Origin of the sequence: Corynebacterium sp. MSK204, from assembly GCF_030229885.1 — a bacterium.
Taxonomy (GTDB): domain Bacteria; phylum Actinomycetota; class Actinomycetes; order Mycobacteriales; family Mycobacteriaceae; genus Corynebacterium.
In genome coordinates this window covers 49,683-72,801 of the sequence record NZ_JASPGQ010000011.1, presented here as the reverse complement: position 1 = coordinate 72,801, position 23,119 = coordinate 49,683, and the positions used below count along the sequence as shown (strand labels likewise).

Genomic DNA, 23,119 nt, shown 5'->3' with positions numbered 1-23,119 from the left:
ACTACTCCTTCGTATCCCTAAGAGTATCGCGATGCGCCGTTCCTGCCAGCTTTTCCTCAATGGCGCGCGCCATTTCCTCTCGGTCATCAAAGTGCAGCGTGCGCTCGCCGACGAGCTGGCCTACCTCATGGCCCTTGCCGACGACGATGATGGCATCGCCCGGCTCCGCCCAATCCACCACTTCATCGATGGCGTGTGCGCGCGAGCCCTGCTCCCGAATATCGGCGTCCGGTGCGGCCTGGCGAGCGCCCTCAATGACCGCTGCGCGAATCGCGGCTGGGTCCTCGGTGCGCGGATTATCATCGGTCACCACCGTGAGATCCGCCCGGGTGGCCGCAGCCTCTCCCATAATCGGGCGCTTGGTGCTATCGCGGTCACCGCCGGCGCCCACGACGACGCCGACGCGACCGGTAGTGCCCTCCAATTGCAGGCGCAGGGTATCGAGCACCGCCGCGATGGCCGCGGGCTTGTGGGCATAATCCACCACGGCCACGAAGTCCTGACCGCGGTCGATCCTTTCCATGCGCCCCGGAACGGCGACGTTTTCCACGCCGGTCAAAAAGACCTGCGGGTCTTCGCCCACCGCAGTAGCCATCCCTAGGGCGAGCGCAGCATTGGCGATATTGAATTCGCCGGGCAGCGGTAGCCGGAAGGAATAGTCGGTGCCGTCTAGGTTGAGGTCAACCTCCTGTGCACCGGTCGCCTCGGTAGCCGTCTGCCGGGCGGAGATCGTGGCATCGCCTGTACGCGTTGCCACCGTCGTAACCGGAGAACCGGCGTCTTCTATCTTTCCGCGGAGGCGCTCGCCCCACTCATCATCAACACAGATGACCGCGCGCTGGGCGGCCTGCTCCCCTAGGAATAGCCGGGACTTGGCCGAAAAGTACTCCTCCATCGTGGGATGGAAATCCAAGTGGTCTTGGCTGAGGTTGCTGAACCCGGCCACAGCAAAGTTGGTTCCGCGCACGCGGCCGAGCTCCAAAGCATGGGAGGAGACCTCCATGACCACGTGAGTCACGCCCTCGTCCTTCATGCGGGCGAAAAGTTCTTGCAGCCGTGGGGCTTCCGGCGTGGTCAAAGAGGTGGGCACCGGCGTGCGATTGATGCGGGTGCCGGTGGTTCCGATAAGGCCGACGGAGTGCCCGGCCTGCAAGAGGCCAGCCTCCAGCAAGTAACTAGTCGTGGTCTTGCCGGAGGTGCCGGTAATACCCAAGACCGTGAGATCGCGGGTGGGGTGTCCGTAGATTTCTGCTGCAATCGGACCTAGGACTGCGCGGATATCTTCTACCACGATGATCGGCCGGGTTTCGTTAGCCTGGCGAAGGTGATCGAGCCCGGGGGCATCGGTAAGCACCGCGCCCGCCTTGGTATCGCCGACGAACTGGGCGCCGTGCACGCGCGTGCCCGGAAGGGCGGCAAATAATGCGCCTTCGGGAAGGCTCGCGGAATCCAAGCCGCACGCGCTGACCTCAACGGTGCCATCACCGATGACGCGTCCGTGCGAAAGCTGCGCAAGTTTTTCTAAGGAAACAGACATTTCAAGCTCCTATTGTTCCCGCAGGGTCATCCGCGGCGCTGGTGTCGAGGTAGGAATATTATCGCGGTTAAGCAGCCAGGAAGAGATATCCCGGAAGATTGGGGCCGCAGACTGGCCGCCGCCGCCATTGTCTTCCACGCCGGATTTGGGCTCATCGAGCATGACTGCGACGACGAATCGTGGGTCATCGGCAGGCGCAATGCCCGCAAAGGTGATCCAGTAGGCAGAATTAGAATACGCCCCGGAATTCGGGTCCACCTTCTGCGCGGTACCGGTCTTACCGGAGAGCTGGTAGCCATCCAATTGGGCGTTGGCGGCCGTACCGTTTTGCACCCCGGCATCGTCATCTTGGAAGACGGCGCGGAACATATCCACCGCAGTCTTGGCGGTTTCCTTGTCCACTACCTGGGTCTTCTTAGGCTCGGGTAGCTTTTCCGTCTCGCCATCGGGGTCTTTGATCTCGTCGATGATGCGCGGTTCGATGCGCTCGCCGCCGTTGGCCAATGCTTGATACACGCTAGCCATCTGCAGCGTCGTCCACGCCTGGCCCTGGCCGATGGGCAAGTTGGCAAAGGTGCCGCCGGACCATTGCTCTTGGTCTGGCACCGTGCCGGCGGATTCATTCGGAAGCTCAACGCCCGTGTTAGCGCCCAAGCCAAACTTCTTCAGGTACTCGGCATATTTCTCGGGGCCAAGCTTATCCGCGATCATCAAGGTGCCCACGTTGGAGGACTTACCAAAGATGCCGGTGGTGGTATACGGCTCGGTGCCGTGATTCCAGGCATCGTTGACGGTCACGCCAGCCATGTCGATGGAGCCCGGAACCTGGTGCACCTCATCCGGAGTGGTAATACCCTCCTGCAATGCGGCTGCCGCCGTCACTATCTTGGCAACGGAACCCGGCTCATAGGGGTGGGAGATGCTACGGTTCTCGAAGTCCTTGCCCTCTTTAAGCTGGTCTTCGATATTCTTATTCGGATCCACCGTGTCGGTATTAGCCATGGCGAGCACCTGGCCCGTCGCGGCATCAAGCACAACGGCCTCGGCACCCTCCGCCTGGGAATTGGCCTTGGCCTTTTCCAGCTTTTGCTGGACGTAAGTCTGCAGGTCCAAATCCAGGGTGAGGGTGACATCGCGACCATCGACGGCATCCACAACATCGCGCAGCGTGCCGGGGATGACCTGCCCATCGGCGGAGACATCCTCCGTTGACTGCCCATCAATGCCGGTCAGCTCGGTATCGCGGGCCGCCTCAAAGCCAAATTGGCCGTGGCCATCCATCGAGACCTTGCCCACGACATTTTCTGCAATCGCCCCATTCGGGTACTGGCGGATATCTTGCCGGTCAGCCGCGACGCCGTGGTACTTATTGGAAATCTCTACGGCGACATCCGGGTCCACATTGCGGACTAGGACCTCGTACTGCGTATCGGCCTTGAGCTTGTTTTTAATATCGCCCGCATCCACCTTGGAGGCAGAGGCACCCGAATCCTCAATCATCTTCGGGATGCCCTCAGCCATCTCCTTGAGCTTGTCCTCCATTTGGTTGGTGAGGTACTCATCTTTTTTGCTGTCATCCATGTCCTCGAGTTTTCCCTCGGACGTGGCTTCCATTTTCGCCTGCTCTTTGAGCTCATCGCGCAGGCGCGTGGGAGAGACAGTCAAGGAACGAGACTTCATTGTATAGGCCAAACGCTGGCCATCCCGGTCCAGGATCTCTCCCCGGCGGGCCGGGTCGATATAGACGCGTTCGCGCTGGGTAACAGCCTTTGCCGCAAGATCTGGGCCCCAGACCAATTGGACCCACGCAAGGCGCCCGCCCAAGGCGACGGTGGCGACGACAACACAGGTCAAAATGATGCGCAGGCGCTGGCGCATGATCGCTTTTTGGGGCACAACAGAGCTAGCGGTGCGGCGCGGCCGCGGACGGTATCCACGGTTGCCACCATTATTCGGTGCAGTCACGGTGCTCAGTCACCTTCCCTTCGCCGCCACAGGTTCTTGCGTGTATCGATTGTGCCCTACAAGATGGGCAGTGCCCGCGCTACCACGCGCGAGCACAGAGAATTTCACCACTTATTCTGTCCGTTTAATCGGCCTGGCTGGTGTACGGCGCGCGGGCGGGAAGGTTGGGGCGATTATCGCTGGCGTCATCGCGATTATCGTCGTTATCGCTGCCGCGGTGCTCATCCCGATCCTCGTCCGCATCATTACCGCGCGCATGTTGCTGCTGCCCGCGCGGCACAGCGTTAAGGGAATCAGACATTCCCTCCGTATCCTTCGGGTCGCTCGAGGCTTGGCCCGGGCGGATGGGTTCACCGTTAACATCGATAAGCTTTTCCGTATCAGGAGTGCCTTCGCGCTTGGCGATGATCTCGCCATCCCCGCCGACCTCAGTCACGCCGGGTTGCTTGGGTACGGCCAAGCCCAGCTCATCCGCGCGGCGGGCAATATCCGCCGAGGAGCTTAAGTTCTCTGCATCACGGTTCAGCGACTCAATCTGATTATCCAACTGCGATTCCTGCACCGTTAGCTGCTGGATCTTAAACGTCTGCGAGGTGGACAAACCAGATAGCCACATGGCCAGCACTACCCCGCCAATCAGCAAGGTAACGGCTAAGACAGCAACGCGGGTAAAAGCATTATTCTGCTTCGTCTGCTGTTGCACCCGCCGGCCGCGGAAGCTGACGACCTGCTTCGAACCAAGCCGCTTCGCCCCGCGGTGCGGAACCCGGGTACGGCTAGGAGCCGTCCGGCGCGCCGTTTTCCCGGTAACCCTAGGGGCGGTGCGCTCGCGCACAGCGGTAGGCACTCCGGTGTCGATTCCGGTGGTGAAGTCTCGGCTGGCGCCCATGCTGCGAGTGGCCTCTCTGTCGCGGCTGTCCGTCAAGTGCTGGTTTCGGCGTGGGATGGTGCTCATTTCTTGCCTCCCGGGGGTAAAAATTCTGGCGTGCCTTCGAGCCGTTCTAGAGCCCGCACGCGCACCGACGCGGCGCGGGAATTTTCTTCTACTTCCGCCGCAGATGCTTTTTCGGCCCCACGGGTAACCGTGGCGAATTCCGGTGCGGTGCCCGGCAGGTCCATCGGTAGACCGACAGGCGTGGTGGACGTAGATAGCTCCTTGAATGCTGCCTTTACGAGGCGGTCCTCTAAGGACTGGTAGCTCATAAAGACCGCGCGCGCCCCAATGGAAAGCGCACTGGTGATTACGGGAAGCACATTTTCAATGGCCTCCAACTCGCGGTTGACCTCTACTCGCAGCGCCTGGAACGTGCGCTTTGCGGGATGCCCACCCGTGCGGCGCGTTGCCGCAGGGATGGTCGAGTATAGAAGCTCAACCAAGCGGCCCGAGGTGCTAAACGGTTCCTTCTCGCGCTCCTTGAGCACAGCGGAGGCAATCTTGCCCGCAAAGCGCTCGTCACCATAGGTCTTGAGAATCCGCGCCAGGTCCCCGTGCGAATACGTATTGAGCACGTCAGCGGCGGTAAGCCCGTGGCTCGGATCCATCCGCATATCCAGCGGTGCGTCCGTCTTATAGGCAAAGCCGCGCTCTGCCTGATCCAGCTGCATGGAAGAAACGCCCAAATCGAAGAGGGCTCCCGCGATTCCGTGGGCGCGGGCAGCATCAAAGATATCACCCTCGCCCTGGGCAATGGCGGTACCCAACTCATCGAAGCGAGCATTAACCGCGCAAAAACGCGGGCCGAAGGGCTCTAGCCTGGCCGAAGCATTGCGCAATGCCTGCTCATCGCGGTCCACACCGATAACGCGTGCCTGCGGGAAGGTCTGGAGGAAGTACTCGCTGTGGCCGCCGGCACCCAAGGTGGCATCGACAAGCACAGCCTGCGAGCCCGCAGCCTCCACTCCGGGGCGCAGGAGCTCTGCCATGCGCTCGCGCATGACCGGCACATGGCCGTGGTTATCCGCCACATTGTAATTAAGGTCAGTTGTAGCCATTACTCCCCGCGTCCCCCTTTCTTATTTCCGCTGTGCAGGACTTCCTATCGTGGAAAGCACGACGAGTGCATATAGGGCCCTGTCCGAGGCAGGTTTCTGATATCGGGGAAGTACACCAGAATCATCCGCCTCGGACAGAGTCCTTACACGCACTCGAGATGCGGGCTTTTACAGCAAGCCCGCAAGTACGTCATCGGCATCTGCTGCCGAATAAGCATCTTCAGTTTGCGATTGATACTCAGCCCACGCGGCTGCATCCCAAATTTCGAGGAAATCTACTGAGCCAACCACCACGCACTCTTTGGACAAGCCCGCGTACTCACGGTGGCCTGCGGACAAGGTGATGCGACCATGCCCGTCGGGCCGCTGTTCGTCCGCACTTGCCGCCAAGTTACGAATGAAAGCGCGCGCTTCCGGGTTGGTTCGAGAAACCGCCGCAGCCTTCCGTGCGCGTTCGGCGAACTCTTCGCGCGGGTACACGGCCAAAGAATGGTCCTGCCCCTTGGTAACCATCAGGCCACCGGCGAGCTCGTCGCGAAATTTTGCAGGAAGCGTTAAGCGCCCTTTGTCATCAAGCTTCGGAGTGTAGGTTCCGAGAAACATCCCGGCGTCCACCTTCCTCACTCGACAACTCCGGATTCCCTCACGTCAGAAGAGAGTTTTTCAACCCCATTCCTCCGCTGCGCCCCACTCTACCCCACATTCCCCCACATACCCCACTTAAATCGCCATATTCTTAATAACTCAAAAAATATGTGCAGTTAAAAGGGTATTTTTACGGTGGGGAGAAATCCCGCGCCCCACCTTGACAACCCCGAAAATCCACCCCTTTAGCCCCATTTACAACATCGAGATCGCCCCACCTCATACACCACTTACAGCGCAATGCCTGCATATCCGACCTGCTACCACCCTCTGCCACCCACAAGCCCCCACCGCGCCGCGGTTTTGGTCAGAAGGTGGGGCAAAGTGGGAAATTTTGGTAAGGCGTAAAAAATCCCCAGCCACCCTTCTTGGTGACTGGGGAAATGAAGAGTTCGCAGCTAGCTTTCCTCAAAGCGCCGACGGAAGTTTTCTTCCAACTTGCTGCCTACCCCACTGTTACGAGACGAGGCTGCTTTCTTTGACCGCCCATTGGTGGACTTTTTCTTTCCTGCACTAGCGGGCTGGTCGCCGCGGAGCATCCACACGCCAGCGGCGAACATGACGAGGAATCCGGCGATGGAGAGCGCAATAAACCACAAGCTTTGCTGCGCCAAGGCCACGCCGCCAACAAGCATGCACAAACCAACCACGATGAGCGCGACCCCACGTAGGGTAACTGCGCCGCCGGATCCGCCGATCGAGGTAGATTCAGACACAGAAGCGCCAAATTTAGGATCGTCCGCTAATAACGATTCCTCTATTTCACGGAGCGTGCGTTGCTCCTGCTCAGAAAGAGACACTTTTCCTCCAACTAGGGACTGGGCTTCGGCCGATATATCTTCTACCAATACTAACGCCCAGAGTAACCAGTATGTTCCCCAAAAGGTAGTTATTCCCCTCAACAGTGATTATGGCGCCGCAATGCTGCTGCTATGCCGCAAAGGATCCCAGAATCGTCTCGGTTTCACTCTCATCTAAAAATTGCGCCGCCTGCTCCATTAGCCCGTAGACATACTCCTCATCCGGAGTTGCATCCAAGCCAGATCCCACCCGGGCGCGAGTACGAGAATAGGTCTTAAAAGCTTCCGCCCACTGCTTTTCTTCGGCCCCGACCAGAGCCAAGCGGTCCCACGCGCTCGTTGGCAGGCGCCGGCGGCGAGAGACCACCGACACGGCTACTCGCGCACCCGCCGTACGCAATGCGGACTGATAAGCCACCTCTAGCGCTTGGTCAAAGCGACCATCCGCCGCGTAGCTTCTGGCCTGATCTAGAAGCTCGCGGGCCTGGAAAAGAAAGTGGGCCCGCTTTGCGCCCTGCTTGCCAGCGAAGCGACCGGTAGAGCGGGACTGCGTTGCCGAAATAATCTGTGCCATTGTTTTTCTCCTGTACTGCGCTAATAACTAACCGTGTTCGATTGCCGTTGACTTTAAGTAGCCAACCGGACATCTACCCCCTATTCTAGTTCACCTGTTCGAATTACTCAAGAGTTTTACCAGCCATAAATCGATGCATATCGAACAACGTTCGATAGTTTTCTTTGTTCGACTGAATAACCCCGCCCCCACCCTCGTCCGCCGGTAGCCACACGTATCTGGTGTGATAGATACCGTGAGTTTCGAAATCCGCCGCTTAACCCCGCAAGAGTTCTCTATGCTGGCTCCCCAACTCGTGGAGATCTACATCGAGGCCATGGGATATGACCCGGTCACGTTTTCGCGCAGCGTGGACAATTGGCAGTCGGATTCCATGCGGCCCGGGTTTACAGCGCTTATCGCTGCGCATGACAACGGCGTCGTGGGAGTGGCCTATGGATTTTTAGGCTCACCAGATACTTGGTGGGATTCCGAACTGCGCCGCGCCCTGCGCCGCAATGGCGGGATAACTGAGTCCGAATGGGGCATGCTGCGCAGCTACTTTGAGGTGTCCGAAGTACACGTGCTGCCTTCCTTTCAAGGACACGGTTTAGGCAGGCAGCTACTAAAAGGGCTGCTGTGGAATATCCCTGCCCAATATGCTTTATTATCAACGCCGGAATCGCCACGGGAAGCCAACGGGGCTTTTCGCCTCTACCGGTCTGTGGGCTTCTTTGATGTCGTGCGCCACCATCGCTACCCGGCGGATCCCCGGCCCTTTGCCATTTTAGGAGTGGGCCTGCCGCTATAAACCTGCGTTATTTCTTCTCGGCTCTAGGCGGTATCGTGTGAAAGTGTGACTATGACGAATATTCCTGAGCTTGCGGATATCCCCGGCGCGGTGCGCGAAAAACTGGCCATCTTCTTGGATCAGCGCCGGGAACACGTGGCAGAAATCGGTGCCCCGGTCAGTACCGCCATGAGCTTTTTGGAATCATTCGTCCTCGATGGCGGGAAAAGGGTGCGCCCCATGTACGCGTGGGCGGGTTACCTTGCCGCCGGGCGCGGTTCGGAATCCCCAGAGGCGATGCTGCGCGCGGCATCCTCGCTGGAGTTCATCCAAGCCTGCGCGCTTATCCACGATGACATCATTGACGCGTCGAATACGAGGCGCGGGAAACCGACGGTGCATCGGGAAGCAGAGCGCCTTCACCGGGAGTCCGATTTCTTAGGGGATCCGGAATTCTTTGGCACGTCCGTGGCCATCTTGGTGGGCGATTTTGCGCTGGTCTACGCCGAGGATATGTTTCAGGATTCTGGGCTCAGCCCAGAGGCTTTGCAGCGTGCGCGCGAGCCCTGGCGGGGAATGCGCACCGAGGTTTTGGGCGGCCAATTGCTCGATATTTCCCTCGAGGCAGCCGGTTCGGAATCGGTGGCGCTGAGCAATTCCGTCAATCGCTATAAAACCGCCGCCTATACCATCGAGCGGCCCCTGCATTTGGGCGCTGCCATCGCGGGAGCAAGCGAAGAATTAATCTCGGCTTTCCGCGGCTATGGGCACGATATCGGCATCGCGTATCAGCTCCGCGATGACCAACTGGGGGTCTTTGGGGACCCCGAAATTACGGGCAAGCCCGCCGGCGACGATCTGCGAGAGGGCAAGCGCACGGAGCTTCTTGCCTTAGCGCTACAGCGCGCCGATGAACGCGACCCCAGTGCCGCCGCTACCCTGCGGAAATTCATCGGCCGCACCTCCGATACGCAGGACTTGCTGCGCCTGTCCCAAATCATTGCGGATTCCGGCGCCCCGGATGAGATTGAGCGCCGCATTACCGCGTTGACGGAATCCGGGTTAGCCCATCTGCGTGCGGCGAACGTGGATCCGCAGATCACGGAAACGCTAGAGCACTTGGCCATTCAGGCGACGACGCGCCAAAAGTAGGTATCACCGTGGCCAAAACCTACTCCTTGCCAGTCCCCCGCGCGCTCCCGCTGGGCCTCGTGGCCTCGTGTGTGCTCCTTTTCTCGTCCTTTTCCGGCGGCTCGACCCGCAATCGCGGCGGCGTGCTCGAAGCGCTCAATATCGGCTTCTTCTCCTATGGTCACGGGCGCAACCTTGGGTTGGTGCTGTATTGGGTGGGCATTTTCCTCCTCGCCGCCGCCTGGGTGCTTGCCGGGCGCATGATTATCCGCCGGCAGCTTAAAAACCCGCGCCCAGAGGGAGGGGTGCGCGAGCTACGACGCATCCTTATCGCTTGGGTCACCCCACTGCTTTTCGCCGGCCCCATGGCTTCTAGGGACGTGTATTCCTACCTCATGCAGGGCGCCATGGTCCGCGATGGGTTCGACCCTTATACCGAGGGCGCCGCCATCAACCCCGGCCCCTTCCTGCTGGAGGTCTCCCAAGACTGGCGCAATACCACCACCCCGTACGGTCCGCTGCACCTGTGGATAGGCAAGATCGTGACCACCGTTGTGGGCGATAACGTCACCGCCGGGATCATCATCTATAAGCTGCTTTCGCTCTCGGGCTTTGTCCTCATTGCGTGGACGGTCCCGCGCATCGCCAGAAAGCTCGGCGCGGACCCGGCGGTCGCGCTGTGGATTGGCGTTGCCAACCCGGTCATCATCTTGCACCTCATTGGCGGCATGCATAATGAATCCCTCATGGTCGGCCTGGTGTCCTTGGGGCTTTTGGCCGCGCTGCACCAGCGCTTCCACGCCGCGCTACTGCTAGTCGGCACGGCGGTGGCGATGAAGGCTACCGCGATCTTTGCAGCCCCCTTCATCGTCTGGCTGATGCTGCACCGCTACGCGCCCAAGGGTTCTACCGCGGCGCGCACGGCGGTAGTTTTCGTCTGCTCAGGGCTCATCGCTGCCGTGGAAATCATCGCCTCCGTGGCGCTTATTACCTGGGCCTCCGGCACCTCATGGGGCTGGCTATCCCAGGTCAGCGGAAATTCTAAGGTGATTAACCCCTTGGCGGGCCCGACATTGGCCGCAGACATCATCGTCCCAGCGGTCCACATTTTTGACCCGGACGCATCCTATAACGCCATCCTGGGCGTCCTGCGCACCATCGCGATGGTGTGCATGCTCATCGGGCTGGTCATCGTGTGGTGGCTAAGCCGGCACACGGCCCGCGATGCGATTATGGGCACCGCGGCGGCCTACCAGGTTGCCTTCGTCTTCAACTCGGTGACCCTGCCGTGGTACTACGCCTCCATCTTTACGCTCATGGGCACCTTCCGCCCGCCGCTGTGGCTGCTGAAGTTTACCTCTGGCGTAGCGCTATTTATCAGCTTGAGCTTTTCCGGCGATGGCAACCACCAGCTCTATAACTGGTTCTGGGTCATTGGCGTCATCGTTTTGTCCTGGTCCGCAACGCAGTGGATGTTCGATGGCGTGAGCCAAAAAGGCCCTCAACTCCCCAAGCGCTGGGCTAAAAAGCAGACGCCTGAGCCCGCCGAATGACCTCGCGCGCCAGGTGCCCGTGCAGGGCGTCGATTGGCCGGCCAGGCAGGGAATCATCTGCGGTAAAAAGGTGGCGCAGGATTTCTTCGTCGTCATAGCCGCCATCGGTAAGCACGGTGATAACGCCAGTGATATGCTTGGCGATGCTCCCCTTGTCATTGAAAAATGCGAGCGGCACGCGCTTGCCTTCGGGCGAGTCCCAGACAATGAATTTGCGGTCCTGGAGCAGGTCATAGGCGCGCGTGATGGGAAGGCCTAGCTTGTCTGCCACCTGCTGCATGCTGAGCAGCTCTTCGCCGGCCAATAAGGAATTCAGGGAGTTTTCTGCGTTAGTCACGCCACCTACTTTAACGCGGCCTAGGGGATCGGCCATACTGGGAGGTATGACTAGGTTGGAAATTGGTGACGTGTTGGAAGACCGTTACCGCATCGATCGCCCCATCGCCCGCGGCGGTATGTCTACCGTCTATCGCTGCGTGGATATGCGCTTGGGCCGCCAAGTGGCCGCAAAGGTCATGGATGAGCGCTATGACGATGACCCGGTTTTTATCAAGCGTTTTTCCCGCGAGGCCCGCGCGATGGCGCGTTTGCAGCACCCCAACCTCGTGGCCATTCATGATTTTTCCGCCGATGGCGAGCCCATTTACCTCATCATGGAGCTTATCGATGGCGGCACTTTGCGGGAGCTGCTTGCCGAAGGCGGCCCGCTTACCGTTCCTGCCGCATTATCGACGCTGCGCAGCGTGCTCCAAGGCTTAACCGAGGTGCACTCCACGGGGCTTATCCACCGCGATATTAAGCCGGATAACGTGCTCATTACCTCGCATCACCGGGTGAAATTGGGCGATTTCGGCTTGGTCCGTGCGACGAATGCGCAGGCCACCTCGAATATGATCGTCGGCACCGTCTCGTACTTGGCACCGGAACAGGTCACCGGCGAGGATATAACCCCCGCTACCGACGTGTATTCGGCCGGCATCGTGCTTTTTGAGCTCCTGACCGGAACCGTGCCCTTCTCCGGGGATACCCCGATCGCGCACGCCACCGCGCGCCTCTACGATGATGTTCCCGCCCCATCCACGCGCGCTGAGGGCGTGCCCAAGCTTGTCGATGCCCTCGTGGCCACCGCCACCGCCCGCGATCCCCGCGAGCGCTTTGCCGATGCCGGGGAGTTCCTCGATGCCATCGAAGATATTTGCCGGGAGTTGGATCTGCCCACGGTGACCATCCCGGTTCCCCGCAATGCGGCCGCCGCGCGCACCGCGCAAACGCCGACGGATTATTCCGGCATCGGCGCCACGGATGTATTTGAGCCCACGCGGACCATCCCGCAAGGCGCTACCGAGCATTTAGACGGCGGGCCCACCGAGGTCATTCCCCCTGAGCCCGAGCCGGATCCGCCGCAGCCAGACTTTGAAACGCGCCTCGATGTCCCCCAGGCGCCCGCCGACGATTCCCCCGAGCCGCCGCTGGCTCCTGCTCCAGCACCAGCGCCGGCCCCGGCTCCTGTCCCCGCCCCAGCACCCGCTGCGGGCGTGGGTGCAGCAGCACATTCTCCCGCGCAGCCGCCGGCACAGGCGGCAGAAGAAGAACCCGCCGAGCGGCCCCTGACCAATCGCCATCCCGCCTCACTGCTGGTCTTTCTCCTCGCAGTGGCGGTGGCTACCGGTGCGGTCGCTATCAGCGGGTGGTGGTTTGGTTCCTCCTACTACGAAGGAACCCCTTCCCTCTGGGTCTAGGTGGTGCCCTAGTTCCGCAGCATCTCAGCGATGAGGAACGAGAGCTCGAGGGACTGCTGCGTATTCAGGCGCGGATCCACGGCGGATTCATAGCGGCCCGGCAGGTCCAGGTCGGTGATGTCCTCGGCGCCACCGAGGCATTCCGTCACGTCTTCGCCGGTGAACTCGAGGTGCACGCCGCCCGGGTGGGTGCCCAAATCGCGGTGTACCTCGAAAAAGCCCTGCACCTCGTCGACGATCTTGTCGAAGTGGCGGGTCTTGTACCCGTTGGACGAGGTAAAGGTATTGCCGTGCATGGGGTCGGACTGCCAGACCACGGTGTGCCCAGAATCTTCGACGGCCTTGATGATGGGCGGCAAGACGCTACGAACCTTGTCGTGGCCCATGCGGGAGATGATGGTCAGGCGGCCAGGCTCGCGGTTGGGATCTAGCTTTTCGGCGTATTCCACGGCCTGCTCAGGCGTGGCTCCAGGTCCGAGCTTGATGCCCACTGGGTTGCCGATCATGGCGGCGAAATTAACGTGGAAGTCATCCAGCCCACGGGTGCGCTCACCAATCCACACCTGGTGCGCGGAGAGGTCATAGAGCTTGGTATCGCCATTATCATCTTGGCCCAAGCGCAGCATGGAACGCTCATAATCCTTGAGCAGCGCCTCGTGCGAGCAGTAAATATCCGCCGAGTGCAGGGTGGAGTCCTGCACGCCGCACGCATTCATGAACTTCAAGCCATTTTCAATCTCGCGGGCCAAGTCTTGGTAGCGGGCACCGGCGCGCGATTTCCGGACGAACTCGCGGTTCCATTCGTGCAGGCGGTAGAGATCCGCGGTGCCGGAGGAGGTCAAAGAGCGCACCAAGTTCATGGCGGCAGAAGAGTTAGCGTAAGCACGGATCATGCGGGCAGGATCGTGGCGGCGATCCTCATCGGTGGGGTCCACGCCATTGACGATGTCCCCGCGGTAATTCAACAGGCCATTCGCGTCCGTATCCGAGGAACGCGGCTTGGCGTACTGCCCAGCAATGCGCCCCAGCTTCACCACTGGAACGGACGCGCCATAGGTCAATACGACGGCCATCTGCAGCAGGGTCTTAACGTTGCCGCGAATATGCGGTTCGGTATTCGATTCAAAGGTCTCGGCGCAATCGCCGCCTTGCAACAGGAAGGCGTTGCCTAGTGCGACATCGGCAAGCTGCAGCTTGAGCTTCTCAATCTCTGGGGCAACCACGATGGGTGGCACCGACTCGAGAATCTTGCGCACGTTATCGGCTTGGGTGGGATCCCAACTGGGCTGTTGCTTTGCATCGCGCTTGATGACGTCCTGGAAGACCTCCTCAATGCCCTCAGGCAAGGGCGGAAGATCAGGCAGAACACTTTGGGGAATATCTACTGTCCAACTCACTCTTCCATTTAACCATTTAATGCCTGTCGCTTGGTAGTTAACTGCTAGAAATTGATTCTATTACCCTTGGACAAGGGCAAGACCTCGGTGCAGGCGCGGAATTTGACGAGGTTATGGCGGGCATCGACAAGCGCATCGTGGTTGCCCTTAGGCACGGCCGGCAAGCTAGGACGCCCGGCGAACTCCCACAGCTGCTTTAGCTCGCGAGTATAGCGCGGCAGGCGCTTGGGAAAACTCGCCATGTCGCCCCACAGCTGCGCCAATACCACGTGGTCATACGCGCCGACCCACGCCCACAATTCAATGGGCGTAGAGCTGCGCGTTAGAAACTCCAGGATTTCCGTGCGGATGGTGCTCGCCGGCTTCCATGCGGAATCCTGGGGACTGGGCAGTTTGGCCAAGACGTTTTCCTTAACCCAAGAGTTGGCCTTGGACGGGTCAAAATCCGTGGATACGGCATAATATTCACTTCCGTTCTCACCGACGATGCCGATGGAGACCAATTCAATGGTCTTGCCATCCTCGATAAATTCGGTGTCATAGAAGTAACGCACGTTGTACAAGCCTAGCGCTGCGGCGATGGGCGCGGGAAATTGGCCCCACGATCGCGCCGCTGTAAAATTTTGCAGGTGAGCCGAACCGATAATAAATCCCTGTGGACCACCGCCCTCCCCCTAATCCTGTCAGCGCTTGCCGCCCTGTGGTGGATTATCGATATTCCTGCCTTATTCTCCGGTGATTTTCGCGCCTTTTACCACATTGACCTCGATGTTTACCGCGAAGGCGGGGCCGGATTCGGCAGCGACCTTTATAACCGCGACTATTTCGTAGGCACCGACCGCAACGTCTCTCTCCCATTTACCTACCCACCGTTTGCGGCCCTGCTCTTCGCCCCGCTCCAGTGGATCCCCCTCACCGCTGCCGCCGTGGTGATCACGGTCCTCTCCGTGCTCGCCTTGTGGGTCTGCATTGCGCTGGTATTGCGTACCCTCAACTGCCAACAATGGGCGGCGTGGTGGCTTTTTGCCGCCATGCTGGCCGAGCCAATTACGCAGACCTTTAGCTTTGGCCAAATCAATATCCTGCTCACCGCACTCGTGGTCATTGATTTGCTATGGGTGAAAAAGACCCGCGGCATCCTGACCGGCATCGCCATCGCCATCAAGCTCACCCCGGCGGTCTTTTTGGCTGTCTTCTTCGTCCGACGCGAATGGAAGGCCTTCTTTACCACCCTGGGTTCCTTCGTGGCCGCCGGCCTCATCGCCTTTGTTGCCAATCCGCATAGCTCGATTGAGTATTGGACCTCTACCCTGCGCGATTCCGAGCGCATCGGCGGCCTAGCCTATAGCGCCAACCAATCCTTGCGCGGCTTGTTTACCCGCCTCAGCCCCAATAACGCAGAAACCCTGTGGCTCGTTGGCGTCATCGTCGTCATCGCGATCGTGTGGTTTGCCATGGAGCGCCTGTCTCACGGTAACCAGGTTGTGCTCATGCTCCTGGCAGCCTCCGTATCGCTGCTGTGCTCCCCCGTATCGTGGTCGCACCACTTCACCTGGCTGGTATTAGTGGGCATCTACCTAGTGGCCAGCCGCCGCTGGATTCTCGCCGCTCTCACCTGGCTGGCGCTTTTCGCCCGCGGCCACTGGCAGGTTCCGCATACCGAGGACCAAGAGCTGGATTGGACGTGGTGGCAGCACATCGTTGGCAATGACTACGTCATCATCACCGTGTTGTTGGTTGCTTGTTCGCTACCATTGGCTCTACGGCGGGGCGGCGCCTACCGATCCGCGGCGGAACCAGCGTCCAGCCAAGGATAGGGACCTTCCCCAGCGCCCACAGCGCCAGGGAAGAAATGGCCGTAAAGATAAAGCACATGGCGATCCAGAACCACGTATTTTCCAGCGGCCACGACCCGGCCAAAGACACAGCATAGTCATGATGCGCCATGTAGTACCCATAGCCCACGGTCAAGCCGATGGGGTGCGAGAGATAAATCGGCAGCGTGTGCCGGCCGACGAACTTCACGCCTTCTGCAATCCACGGAATGTGGCTAATGAGCACGGCCCCAATAATGCCCGCGGGCACCTCTAGCACCTGTTCCACAAAGCGCACTAATAGGTTTATATCTCCCCAACCCAAAAAGTCCGCGCCCAGCAGGGGCCAGTTAAAAGCAATGTCTGCTTCGTTGCCGTCCCACGCGTGGCGCAGGGCCAGGCCTGCACAATAAGCGCCGATGGCCGCGGCATACGCTCCAACACTGCGCACGGTCCACGAGCCGTGGAATACTTCTTCTGCCGCGGCCGCAAAACGGGTAATCGGTTCGCGAAGGTAGGCGGCGCCTACAAAGATGGGAAGGAACATAATGGCCTTGCCAATAAACTGAAACTGTTCCTGCCAGGCAATAAAAATAACGGGGGTAAAGCTCAGCCCGATGCCCGCCCACGCAGGCAATTTGCGCACGCACCACAGAAATAGGTTGAACAAAATGAGCGCGTGGATAAACCACGCCATCGTATGGCCAAGTAAAAGATTTTGCAGCATCTCGGTCATACCCATGGAGGAGTCACCGAAAACCCACTGGTATTCCAGCTGTTTGGTCATATGCTCCACGGACATCCACACCAAATAAGGAATGAGGAAAAACCAGAGCCGGCGGGTAAATAACTCCGCGAAACTGTAACGAAAGACTTTATAAGAGAAGTAGCCGGAGACCAGAAAGAACAGGGGAAGGCGCAGGGGGTCGAGATAGGTATTGAGACTTGCTAGCCACGTTTGTTCGGCTCCTGGCACCTTCAGCGTGATGTGTAGGAGCACCACGCCGATGATAGAAATTCCTTTTGCGGTATCCGGCCACGCTAAGCGGGCCTGAGGAATTGTAATTACCTCCCTTTAATCTCCGCACCGGCGGGGTACCCGTGGCCGGCCTTTAATGATTCCTTTACATCAGCCGCATAGACATCCACATAGGGGTTGCCGGAGAGCTCGGCTAATGTCCCCATGACCATGTCCGTGAACGCGCGTATGGTCTCGTGCTGCTGCGGATCCAGGCCGTGTTCGCGCGCCCAGTCATGCGGGTAAATGGGGTCTCCCACTCGCACTCCCACCTTGGCGGGGCGGACAATCCACGAACCGATCGGGTTAGCCTTGCGGGAATTGATCATAGCGATGGGATAGACCGGCTGATTGGTCTCCATGGCAATGCGCCCCATCCCGGTACGCCCCTTGTACACACGTCCATCTGGGGACCGAGTGCCCTCTGGGTAGATACCAAAGAGATCACCGCGCCCCAAAATCTTTCGCGCGGTCTCGAGCATGGCCTGGCTGGCTGATTCATGATCCCGTTCAATGGGAACTTGCCCGACGGAGCTAAAAAACCATTTCTGCATGCCGCCCACGAGGCCGGGGGTGGTGAAGTACTCTGACTTGGCCAAAAAAGTAATTTGGCGCGGGCACAGCAGGGGGAAGAAGAAGGAATCCATCACCGCTTGATGGTTGGATACCAAAATCGCGGGACCTTCAGCAGGGATTTTTTCCATTCCTTCTGACCAAGGGCGGTTCCATACACGCAGGGCGGGCCCGAAAAAGATGTGCTTAAACGCCCAGTACCATTTGTTTTTCATCTCCAGCTCGTCCTTCGCTCATTCTAGTGGCCGCGGCGGGCCAGGTCAGCTACGCCAATCATACCTGCTGCCGAACCCAATTCCGCGGTTGCAACGCGAGCAAGGGGGCGATGTCCAGCGCCGACTATATCCCGGCCCATGGCAGCGGTGGCTTCCTCTAAGTACATATCCGCATCTTGGGACACCCCGCCGCCAATGACAATGAGCTCCGGATCGAGCACATCAGACACGATGGATAAGCCTTGGCCCAACCACTGTCCAAAGTTCTCCATTACCGCAATACCGAGTGGGTCTCCCCCACGTGCCGCGCGTGCAACCTGCTCACCGGTGGGATACGGCGGCAAGGAGGTCTCATAGTCTGGCCGCAGTTCGCGCGCGGTATCCGGCAGGGCCGTGCCTGAGGCATAGCGCTCCAAGCAGCCTCGTTTGCCGCACGAGCACTGCCTGCCATTCGGCACCACGACGATATGACCAAATTCCGGAGCAGTGCCAAAGGCGCCTCGGTAGATGGTGTCGTGAGTCATCAAGGTAGCGCCAATGCCGGTGCCAACGGCAAAAAACACCCAATCCTTCGCGCCGCGCCCCGCGCCAAAGCGCCATTCTCCCCAAGCAGCGGAGTTGGCATCATGCTCCAGCCGGACATGCAGCCCCAAGCGTTCCGCGAGGTTTCTCCAGACCGGGGCATTCCGCCACGGCAGGTGCGGGGCGAAGCGGACTGTCTCACACTCTGGGTCTAAAAATCCCGCCACGGCAAGGCCCACCGCGCCCACGGGGTAGTCCGCGCGCAGCTCCTCGACGATCGCTACCAGGTCATCATTAAGCTGGCGCGGATCCCCCGAGGTTGGCATGGTGCGACTCGCAAGGATTTCCCCGTCTCGAGTGATTACTCCACCGCGCACATTGGTGCCACCGACATCGAAGCCGATAGTAAGATCGGCGGAGTTGTTTTCAAGCATGGATATCAGAATATACCGACAACCGGGCCAGGGTCACATCAAGCCATAAGCTTTCTCAGCCGCTGCCCCATGATCTCCCAGCTCCAGTGCTTTTCAACGTCCCTGCGCCCCGCCTGCCCCATACGATCACGCATTTCTGGCGAGCGCAAGAGCTGCTTCAAGGCCTCCACGAGCTCATCGACGGACGCGCCCTTGACGACGATCCCCGTCTCTTCCGTAATGGTCTCCGGCGCTCCCCCAGAATCACCGGCAACGACCGGCAGCCCGCAGGCTTGTGCTTCCAGATAGACGATGCCCAGGCCTTCCACATCCAAGCCGCCGCCCCGGGTGCGGGCCGGCATGGCAAAAATATCTGCGGCATGAAGCGCGGTCTCAATGCTGGGGGCAGGCTGAATCACTGCATCGGGACAGTACACCTCTGCCAATTCTTGCAGTACGTCGTGATAGCGCCCGCGACCAATCAACATTAGCTGCGCATCGGGGAATTCTTCTCTGACCTGCGGCATCGCCCGCAATAATTGGTCTTGCCCCTTGCGCGGGACCAACCTGGAAATACAGACGATGGTTGGCCCGCTCACCTCGAACTCCGCTTTCGCGGCCGCGCGCTGCGCAGGGGTTGCGGGGGAAAGTGAATCTAGGCTGACCCCAGAAGGCAGGTGAGCCCACTCCGGGTGCGGACCAAACGGCCCGCGCAGGCGCCGTAGAGTGTAATCCGAGATATACGTAATGACATCGGCGTTATTGCCAATCAGCCGCAGGCATTGCCGGGCCAGTGGAACCATAGACCACCCCACCTCGTGGCCATGCGTCGTTGCCACCACGCGGCGCGCCCCCGCCTGCCGCGCGGCTTTTCCCATCAGCGCCAGCGGTGCCGCCGCACCAAACCACACAACCTCAATGGCCTCTTGCCGGATGATTTCCTGCATGCGGCGCATGGTGGCCGGGGTGGGCAGCATCACGCGGTGTGGCCACCGAATGACTTTGTAGGCGACAGAGGCGTCATAGTCCTCAGGTGGCTCTTGGGTCGAAGCGAATACTACGACATCGTCTGGGTTGAGCGCTTCTAGGTAGTCCCGCAGGTAGGACTGGATTCCTCCGACTTTGGGAGGAAAGTCATTCGTTACCAGCAGTATGCGGGCCACTTAGAATCGCGCAGTCCCCGAAATAGGCATCGAGTTGAGTGGCACGACCTGAACTGGCACGCCATAGGTCGAGGCGTGTACTACCTGGCCGTTGCCAATGTACATTCCGACGTGGGTAACTCCTGGGTAGTAGCCCACGATATCGCCGGGCTGCAGCTGATCCACCGGCACGGACGTGCCACCTGCAATTTGTGCTTGCGAGGTACGCGGAATGGTCTTTCCAATCTGCTGGTATGCCCAGTACATCAGGCCAGAGCAGTCGAACTGGTTCGGACCGGCAGAACCCCAGCCGTAGGGCGAACCCAACTTGGACAGAGCCGCAGAGCTAGCGCCATCGGCGATCTCTCCCAAGTCGAAATCCAGCTTATCCGTGCCGCCGAATTGTCCTTCCCAAGCTTCGCGCTGCTCATCGCTCAGCGCATCCACCTGAGCTTCGATATCTGCCTGCTGCTCTTCCAGCGCATCCTTTTGCTTTACCAGTTCATCGCGCTGCTTTTCGAGGTCCTTCTTTTCCTCGCGCACCTTTTTCGCAGCGTCAGCGGCTTCTTGCTGAACCGCTTCAGCCATTGAGGCTGCATCTGCCTTGGCATCGAGGGTGCGTTGCGCCTTGCGCGAAAGCGCGCCCAAGTATCCCATGCGCTCTACGGCGTCTGCTGGGTCTTCCGCAGCCAGCGCACCCGAAACGGCGGAACGGGAGTCTCCCCGGTAGCGAGACTGTGCCAAGTCGTCCACGCGGCCTTGCTGCGTGGAGACATCGCCCTGCGCGTCATGTACGCGTTTTTGGGCCTCTGCGGAGTCTTGCTCCGCTTGAGCGACCTCTTCTTCCTTGGCCGCGAGCTTATCTTCTAGCTCTTTGACTTCCTCATTCTTCGCCGAGACCTTTCGAGCAACCTCTCCGACGCGATCGACCAGATCATCGACGTTTTCAGAAGCAGACTCTTGGTTCGGTTCCGCCTCCTGCGCAATAACTTGCGGGAGGCCAGAAAGTGAAGTGACAGCGAGGACTGCGGTTAATGCGGCAGCTGGGAGCACACGTTTAGACACGAAAAGACCTTCAACTCAAAATTTTCAAAAATCGAATTTACTATAGCGGGTTTTAGCCGCCGTTGCACAACAAAACCCTTCCCTTTTTCACAAAGGGAAGGGCATGTCATATCACTGCCAATTAGAAGCGCACGGCATTGTTAATCGGCATGTAGTTCAAGTCGCGCTCCTGCACAGGGGTGCCGGAGTTAAGCGCGTCAATGATGGTCCCGTTGCCGGTGTAGATACCGACGTGGGAAGCGCCACCGTAGTAGGAAATGATGTCACCAGGCTGGAGCTGGTCCAAGGAAACAGGGGTACCGCCAGCAGCCTGAGCCTGGGAGGTACGCGGAATCTGAACGCCAGCCTGGGAGTAAGCCCAGCTGGTCAAACCGGAGCAGTCGAAAGCGTTCGGGCCAGCAGCGCCATAAACGTACGGCGAGCCAAGGACGGAGCGTGCAGCTTCCAGAGCCTTCTGACCAACGGTGGACGGGGCCGGAGCAGCCTGCTGCTCTGCAGCAGCGACGAAGTCGTCGCCACCCTGGTTGGAAACCTGGCCCAAGGACGGGACGTACTTGTCAATGTTTGGGACCTGGTCAATGTTCGGGACGTTTTCCAGACCGGCAACCTCGAAACGGTAGTCGGTATTAGGAACAACGACCTCGGCAGCCTGAGCGACGCCCGGGGCGGCGACAGCTGCGGTTGCAGCGATAGCTGCAGTAGATGCGATACGACGGGTATTTACAGTGCCCTGACGACGGTGCTTTGCCACGAGAAAAACTCCAAATCTTCCTACGCGTCTACTTTCCTTGTAGAAAAGCTCTGACCCTAGGGCCTAGTGTTCATTAGAAGACCGTTCCTTTAGGCCTTCCTCCACTCGGCCCCTCACTAGGAGGAGCCAGATGCGACGCTTTAAATTTTCATTTCCTATTGAGCACCTTTCGGGCGGTAACTCAATGTCTCGAATAGGTTACGAAATCATCACAATCAATGTCCATTCACTACCCCGGATCTAGCTTTGTTACACGTTCGTTATCTTATTTTGACCAAGCCGAGACAAACCGGACCTGTCGAAGATTCAATAAAGCTATTACTGATTTTTAAGGCCCCTACACTGGGACAATAGCCTAGGCGTACCCCACCTCCGGCGGTTACTCGTTCCATAAACGAGGGCTTCAACAAGTTCAAAAATTATATTTGGTGACTTTCGACACATACTATGTGTGACAATCACTTTCGTACCATCAGCCCCGTCCTTTAACGCCCTCTGATCGCGTAAAATCGGCCGCCCTATGCAGCGGTACCCCCTCCGGGGTTTTACTGAACCCGCGAGCCTATTGCGCGTTAAACCTAGGGGCCCATCCCCCGGCTTGTTGCCAAGCACTGGGCCCTGTTAGGTAACGCCGCTTCCACTACCCACCGGGCAAAGGAGGATGAGTCTAGCCCGGTCCCTCGCTTTACGGCGTGCGCCCCTATAGAAAGGCCTTGGTCCGCCTAGTCATTGCAGCGGCCGGCAATACTTGTTTTAAAGGTCCGGCACGAACGAAAACCTCACTGCAGTATCTAAGGGCGGAGAATAACGCCTACTCTTCGCGCTCCGAGGAACGGTCGCCTGCCGGCTCCCGACGAGTCTCAAGCCAAGTGTCTGCACAGAGCACGGTGCTCTTAAATTACCCGGGCGAAATGGCGAAGAGGATACGAACGTGGATCCTGCGACTGCTCATGGAGACGATACGCTCGAAGAGTCCTGGCATCGGCAAAAAGCTGTAGCAAAGGACCTAGGTAAGTCTCACGCTTCTAGTGGTGATGACTACAGCAGAAAAGCTGCCAATAAGAACTGTGCTAACTGTGTCCAAAAGTGAAGCAACGGGAAAAGAACACATGAGGGCTGGAGGGTGTGCAATAGCTATTCCGAAGCCCTGAAGACCACGTTTAAAGGCAAATGCCGGCTATGGACTCGTTTGAAGGCCCTCATTACGGAAATCTTCCATCCCAGGCTCAGTGGCAACCTCATGCTCCTAGGACGGCTACCCTACTGCTAACTAACAGGGCTGGCGCTATTGCCCACCGCTAGACAAGGCGTTTCCGCGTGAGCCGGCGTTTGTCGGTACTTCCATTCCCGTATGTGAAGGACGACGAAGTTCTTACCTCCTAGGTTGACCCCGCGTTTGTGCGAGGCCATCTACCAAGTTATTTCAGGCAAATATCCGGTTTTCGCCCAAAAGAGACAGTCCCAGGATGTCTGCATTATGTGCCGACTCCTAGCTCGATAGCCC

At 59.1% G+C, this 23,119-nt stretch carries 21 protein-coding genes; 5 read left to right on the top strand and 16 right to left on the bottom strand.

Annotation, left to right across the window (positions count from 1 at the left end; translation table 11 throughout):
- Position 1 precedes the first annotated feature (1 nt).
- The 7 genes from QP908_RS08200 to QP908_RS08170 all read right to left on the bottom strand — a co-directional run bounded on the left by QP908_RS08200 (position 2) and on the right by QP908_RS08170 (position 7,513).
- A complete protein-coding gene (locus QP908_RS08200) occupies positions 2-1,537 on the bottom strand; it encodes a UDP-N-acetylmuramoyl-L-alanyl-D-glutamate--2,6-diaminopimelate ligase (RefSeq protein ID WP_239269936.1) in 1,536 nt (511 codons plus the stop codon).
- A 9-nt stretch (positions 1,538-1,546) separates the two neighbouring features.
- Positions 1,547-3,415 (bottom strand): peptidoglycan D,D-transpeptidase FtsI family protein, encoded by a 1,869-nt coding sequence (locus QP908_RS08195; protein ID WP_284772055.1) that lies wholly within the window; start codon positions 3,413-3,415, stop codon positions 1,547-1,549.
- 211 nt (positions 3,416-3,626) lie between these two features.
- A complete protein-coding gene (ftsL, locus tag QP908_RS08190; protein ID WP_239269937.1) occupies positions 3,627-4,457 on the bottom strand; it encodes a cell division protein FtsL in 831 nt (276 codons plus the stop codon).
- Positions 4,454-5,494 (bottom strand): 16S rRNA (cytosine(1402)-N(4))-methyltransferase RsmH, encoded by a 1,041-nt coding sequence (gene rsmH / locus QP908_RS08185; RefSeq protein ID WP_239269938.1) that lies wholly within the window; start codon positions 5,492-5,494, stop codon positions 4,454-4,456. Before rsmH ends, ftsL begins: the two co-directional genes overlap by 4 nt.
- A gap of 168 nt (positions 5,495-5,662) precedes the next feature.
- Entirely contained in the window at positions 5,663-6,097 is a 435-nt protein-coding gene (gene mraZ / locus QP908_RS08180) for a division/cell wall cluster transcriptional repressor MraZ (RefSeq protein WP_034654127.1), read from the bottom strand.
- Positions 6,098-6,537: 440 nt separating this feature from the next.
- Positions 6,538-6,939, bottom strand: a complete 402-nt coding sequence (locus QP908_RS08175; RefSeq protein ID WP_239269939.1) for a DUF3040 domain-containing protein — start codon at positions 6,937-6,939, stop codon at positions 6,538-6,540.
- Positions 6,940-7,069: 130 nt separating this feature from the next.
- The gene (locus tag QP908_RS08170) at positions 7,070-7,513 is read right to left on the bottom strand and encodes an SAV_6107 family HEPN domain-containing protein (protein ID WP_239269940.1); all 444 of its coding nucleotides are present in this window, start codon (positions 7,511-7,513) and stop codon (positions 7,070-7,072) included.
- 235 nt (positions 7,514-7,748) lie between these two features.
- Between QP908_RS08170 and QP908_RS08165 the strand changes: the two genes are divergently transcribed.
- From QP908_RS08165 to QP908_RS08155, 3 genes are read left to right on the top strand one after another with little or no spacing between them, the layout of a single operon-like run.
- The gene (locus QP908_RS08165) at positions 7,749-8,303 is read left to right on the top strand and encodes a GNAT family N-acetyltransferase (protein ID WP_284772041.1); all 555 of its coding nucleotides are present in this window, start codon (positions 7,749-7,751) and stop codon (positions 8,301-8,303) included.
- A gap of 51 nt (positions 8,304-8,354) precedes the next feature.
- The gene (locus tag QP908_RS08160; RefSeq protein WP_239269942.1) at positions 8,355-9,434 is read left to right on the top strand and encodes a polyprenyl synthetase family protein; all 1,080 of its coding nucleotides are present in this window, start codon (positions 8,355-8,357) and stop codon (positions 9,432-9,434) included.
- A gap of 8 nt (positions 9,435-9,442) precedes the next feature.
- A complete protein-coding gene (locus QP908_RS08155) occupies positions 9,443-10,966 on the top strand; it encodes an alpha-(1->6)-mannopyranosyltransferase A (RefSeq protein WP_239269943.1) in 1,524 nt (507 codons plus the stop codon).
- On the opposite strand, the gene QP908_RS08150 is transcribed toward QP908_RS08155, so the two are convergent.
- Positions 10,935-11,339: an Rv2175c family DNA-binding protein gene (locus QP908_RS08150; RefSeq protein WP_284772040.1), complete on the bottom strand. Its 405-nt coding sequence runs from the start codon at positions 11,337-11,339 to the stop codon at positions 10,935-10,937. The genes QP908_RS08155 and QP908_RS08150 overlap by 32 nt on opposite strands.
- 10 nt (positions 11,340-11,349) lie before the next feature.
- Between QP908_RS08150 and QP908_RS08145 the strand changes: the two genes are divergently transcribed.
- Positions 11,350-12,705, top strand: coding sequence for a protein kinase domain-containing protein (locus QP908_RS08145; RefSeq protein WP_284772039.1), 1,356 nt, complete (start codon positions 11,350-11,352; stop codon positions 12,703-12,705).
- Between the two features lie 8 nt (positions 12,706-12,713).
- Here QP908_RS08145 and QP908_RS08140 read toward each other — a convergent pair whose 3' ends face one another.
- Both QP908_RS08140 and QP908_RS08135 read right to left on the bottom strand, forming a co-directional pair.
- Positions 12,714-14,102 (bottom strand): class II 3-deoxy-7-phosphoheptulonate synthase, encoded by a 1,389-nt coding sequence (locus QP908_RS08140; RefSeq protein ID WP_239269946.1) that lies wholly within the window; start codon positions 14,100-14,102, stop codon positions 12,714-12,716.
- A 44-nt stretch (positions 14,103-14,146) separates the two neighbouring features.
- A complete protein-coding gene (locus tag QP908_RS08135; RefSeq protein ID WP_239269947.1) occupies positions 14,147-14,656 on the bottom strand; it encodes a polyadenylate-specific 3'-exoribonuclease AS in 510 nt (169 codons plus the stop codon).
- 75 nt (positions 14,657-14,731) lie between these two features.
- Between QP908_RS08135 and QP908_RS08130 the strand changes: the two genes are divergently transcribed.
- A complete protein-coding gene (locus QP908_RS08130; protein WP_239269948.1) occupies positions 14,732-15,919 on the top strand; it encodes a glycosyltransferase 87 family protein in 1,188 nt (395 codons plus the stop codon).
- Here the strand turns inward: QP908_RS08130 and QP908_RS08125 are convergent.
- From QP908_RS08125 to QP908_RS08100, 6 genes are all read right to left on the bottom strand, one after another.
- A complete protein-coding gene (locus QP908_RS08125) occupies positions 15,825-16,919 on the bottom strand; it encodes an acyltransferase family protein (RefSeq protein ID WP_239269949.1) in 1,095 nt (364 codons plus the stop codon). The two genes, QP908_RS08130 and QP908_RS08125, sit on opposite strands and share 95 nt — an antisense overlap.
- Before the next feature lie 62 nt (positions 16,920-16,981).
- Entirely contained in the window at positions 16,982-17,722 is a 741-nt protein-coding gene (locus QP908_RS08120) for a lysophospholipid acyltransferase family protein (RefSeq protein ID WP_239269950.1), read from the bottom strand.
- A 23-nt stretch (positions 17,723-17,745) separates the two neighbouring features.
- Entirely contained in the window at positions 17,746-18,678 is a 933-nt protein-coding gene (locus QP908_RS08115; RefSeq protein WP_284772038.1) for an ROK family protein, read from the bottom strand.
- Between the two features lie 38 nt (positions 18,679-18,716).
- Complete coding sequence (locus tag QP908_RS08110) at positions 18,717-19,820, bottom strand: glycosyltransferase family 4 protein (RefSeq protein ID WP_239269952.1); 1,104 nt, start codon at positions 19,818-19,820, stop codon at positions 18,717-18,719.
- Positions 19,821-20,864 carry a C40 family peptidase gene (locus QP908_RS08105; RefSeq protein WP_239269953.1) on the bottom strand — a complete coding sequence of 348 codons (1,044 nt, stop codon included), beginning with the start codon at positions 20,862-20,864 and terminating at the stop codon, positions 19,821-19,823. It lies immediately after the preceding gene.
- Between the two features lie 121 nt (positions 20,865-20,985).
- On the bottom strand, positions 20,986-21,615 hold the full coding sequence (locus QP908_RS08100) for a C40 family peptidase (protein WP_239269954.1): 630 nt from the start codon (positions 21,613-21,615) through the stop codon (positions 20,986-20,988).
- Positions 21,616-23,119 lie beyond the last annotated feature (1,504 nt).

Excerpts from the sequence above, each read along its gene's own strand:
- QP908_RS08195 (WP_284772055.1), bottom strand. The coding sequence starts at position 3,415 with ATGCGCCAGCGCCTGCGCATCATTTTGACCTGTGTTGTCGTCGCCACC.
- QP908_RS08150 (WP_284772040.1), bottom strand. The coding sequence starts at position 11,339 with ATGGCCGATCCCCTAGGCCGCGTTAAAGTAGGTGGCGTGACTAACGCA.
- QP908_RS08170 (WP_239269940.1), bottom strand. The coding sequence starts at position 7,513 with ATGGCACAGATTATTTCGGCAACGCAGTCCCGCTCTACCGGTCGCTTC.
- QP908_RS08115 (WP_284772038.1), bottom strand. The coding sequence starts at position 18,678 with ATGCTTGAAAACAACTCCGCCGATCTTACTATCGGCTTCGATGTCGGT.
- ftsL (WP_239269937.1), bottom strand. The coding sequence starts at position 4,457 with ATGAGCACCATCCCACGCCGAAACCAGCACTTGACGGACAGCCGCGAC.
- QP908_RS08145 (WP_284772039.1), top strand. The coding sequence starts at position 11,350 with ATGACTAGGTTGGAAATTGGTGACGTGTTGGAAGACCGTTACCGCATC.
- rsmH (WP_239269938.1), bottom strand. The coding sequence starts at position 5,494 with ATGGCTACAACTGACCTTAATTACAATGTGGCGGATAACCACGGCCAT.
- mraZ (WP_034654127.1), bottom strand. The coding sequence starts at position 6,097 with ATGTTTCTCGGAACCTACACTCCGAAGCTTGATGACAAAGGGCGCTTA.
- QP908_RS08200 (WP_239269936.1), bottom strand. The coding sequence starts at position 1,537 with ATGTCTGTTTCCTTAGAAAAACTTGCGCAGCTTTCGCACGGACGCGTC.
- QP908_RS08120 (WP_239269950.1), bottom strand. The coding sequence starts at position 17,722 with ATGAAAAACAAATGGTACTGGGCGTTTAAGCACATCTTTTTCGGGCCC.
- QP908_RS08160 (WP_239269942.1), top strand. The coding sequence starts at position 8,355 with ATGACGAATATTCCTGAGCTTGCGGATATCCCCGGCGCGGTGCGCGAA.